Annotated in this window: 1 pseudogene; it reads right to left on the reverse strand. The window is 41.5% G+C overall.

From position 1 onward, the window contains the following. Positions 1-886: pseudogene (locus STRDD04_RS05765) on the reverse strand (ISL3 family transposase); the annotation flags it as partial. Positions 887-890 lie beyond the last annotated feature (4 nt).

An 890-nucleotide genomic window follows, 5' to 3' on the forward strand; every position in this document is an offset into this window, starting at 1 on the left:
CAGAATCTCTTTGTTAGTCAAATGCATGCGAAAAGTTGGGCGATAAAAACGTTTATCGCTGAGCTTCCGGCTATCTTGTTGGATCAGTTTCCAGTAGCGTTTCAGCGCCTTATATTCGTGAGATTTTCGATCCAACTGATTCATGATTTGAACACGAACACGACTCATAGCACGGCTGAGATGTTGTACAATGTGAAAACGATCGAGGACGATTTTAGCGTATGGAAAAAGTTGTCTAGCCAAGTCGTAGTAGGGACTAAACATGTCCATTGTAATGACTTTTACTAGGCTTCTCACCTGTCTAGAATAACGAAGGAAATGATTGCGAATAGTCACTTATGTCCGCCCATCTAAGATAGCTACAATCTTTCTTGAATCAAAATCCTGTGCAATAAAGCTCATCTTGCCTTTCTTGAAGCCAGCTGAAACAGTCTCTCCCCAGACTGTTTCACTCCCAAGACATGTGAGTTGGAAGATAAGATAAATCTGTCTTGAATTTAAACTCTTTCAGTTTACGAATGACGGTTGACGTGGAAACTGCTAAGCTTTCAGCGATGGCCGTCATAGAGACTTTCTCGATCAATTTTTGAGCGATTTTCTGCTTGACGATGGTTGCAATTTGGTGATTCTTCTTGACCAGAGAAGTCTCAGATACAGCCATTTTTCTACAGTCTTTACAGCGGAAGCGGCGTTTTCTCAACCGAATCAGCGTTTTGTATCCCGCGCACTCTAGATAGGGAATTTTCGATTCTTTTTGGAAGTCATATTTAGCCATTTTTCCTTGGCAGTGAGGGCATTTAGGTGCGGGATAATCTAGCTTAGCGATGATTTCTTTATGCGTTCCAGCATCTAGAACATCCAAAATCGTAATGTTAGGGTCCTTTATTTCC

This window comes from Streptococcus sp. DD04 (assembly GCF_001578725.1).
In the GTDB taxonomy this organism is placed as follows: Bacteria; Bacillota; Bacilli; order Lactobacillales; family Streptococcaceae; genus Streptococcus; species Streptococcus sinensis.